Below are 1,391 nucleotides of genomic sequence, written 5' to 3' on the forward strand. Positions count from 1 at the left end.
GAGCTCGTAACACGATCTTGGTGAAACGTGCTGGTTGGCCGTGACCGGTGTGAAGATTCGGCCGTTCGTGATGGTGTGAGTACTCGGCCGTGGATCGTGGACGACGACTTGTGGGCGCTGATTGAGCCGCTCCTGCCGCCTTGGCCGGAGCGGTCGCCCGGGCCGAGACCGGTGCCGGACCGGCTCTGTCTCCAGGGCATCCTGTTCGTCCTCTACAACGACATAGCGTGGCAGCTCCTACCGCTGGAGCTGGGGTTCGGCTCGGGTCAGACGTGCTGGCGCCGTCTGGACCGGTGGCAGGAGGCGGGGGTCTTCGACCGGCTGCACCAGGTCCTGCTCGCAGAGCTGAACGCGGTCGGCGAACTCGACTGGTCACGGGCCTGCGTGGACGGTTCCCACATCCGCGCGAAAAAGGGGGCGCCGACACCGGTCCGTCGCCGGTCGACCGGCGGAAGACGGGCAGCAAACACCACCTGATCTGCGACGGACGCGGTACCCCGCTCAAAGTCATCACCACCGCGGCGAACGTCAACGACATCACCCAGACCCTCAATCTGGTCGACGGCATCCCGCCCGTCGCTGGCCGGCCCGGCCGACCGCGACGGCGCCCCGAGGCCGTCCTGGGCGACAAGGCATACGACTCGAAGGCCGTACGACTGGAACTGCGGCGCCGCAGGATCCTGCCGGTCATCTCCCTCAAGGGTGCCCCGAACATCAAGGGCCTGGGCAAGCTCCGCTACGTCGTCGAGCAGACGTTCGCCCTGCTCCACCAGTTCAAACGTCTCGCCATCCGATGGGAACGACGCCTCGAACTCCACGACGCTTTGGTCTCGTTGGGCTGCAGCCTCATCTGCTGGAGACGCCTGAAGAAGTTCGGATCATGAATCTGCGCTGCAGTTCTAGGAGTTACGGCTCACGATCGAGTTGGCGTATGACGCAAGATCCTGGACCCAAACCTGCAGACGCCGTCTCCTGAGCATGTCCAGGAGAGGGAGGGTGTGTCGGTAGGTCGCTGACCAAGTGATGTCGGTGCCGCCATGGGGGGCTCGGGCCAGGTCCACAGACCCTCGATGAGAGGTGAACAGTCCTGCGGCCTGTTCGTAGCTGAACCGCTGGTCGGGAACCATCTCGACGACGCGCTCGCGGCAGCACACACGCCCAGTAAGGGAACGGATGGTGCGCAGGTCATCGACGCGTGCCGGCCGGTCGACTCCCGCAGGCACATCCCACTCGACGTCGGCGTAGGCGGACCACAACGGCCAGGATTCTGCATCCAGGAGCGCCGCGTAGACGATGGCGGCAGACGCCGATGAGTGCGAAGAAGCAGTAACAGCGAGGGACGACACCCCAACAAGGTAGACCGCGTCTCACCATGATCGTGTTACGAGCTC

General features: G+C 64.9%; 2 protein-coding genes. One reads left to right on the forward strand and one right to left on the reverse strand.

Translation table 11 applies throughout. The features are described 5' to 3' along the window. Positions 1-75 precede the first annotated feature (75 nt). Positions 76-884 (forward strand): IS5 family transposase gene (locus IO29_RS37375; RefSeq protein WP_234307715.1). Its coding sequence is split into 2 segments (ribosomal slippage): positions 76-393 and positions 396-884, totalling 807 coding nucleotides; the frame shifts between segments, so codons are not numbered across the junction. Between the two features lie 15 nt (positions 885-899). Here IO29_RS37375 and IO29_RS37380 read toward each other — a convergent pair. Beyond that, positions 900-1,346: an SRPBCC family protein gene (locus IO29_RS37380; RefSeq protein WP_078618606.1), complete on the reverse strand. Its 447-nt coding sequence runs from the start codon at positions 1,344-1,346 to the stop codon at positions 900-902. Between the last annotated feature and the right edge of the window lie 45 nt (positions 1,347-1,391).

Origin of the sequence: Streptomyces sp. NRRL F-6676 (assembly GCF_000725625.1) — a bacterium.
Lineage (GTDB): Bacteria > Actinomycetota > Actinomycetes > Streptomycetales > Streptomycetaceae > Streptomyces.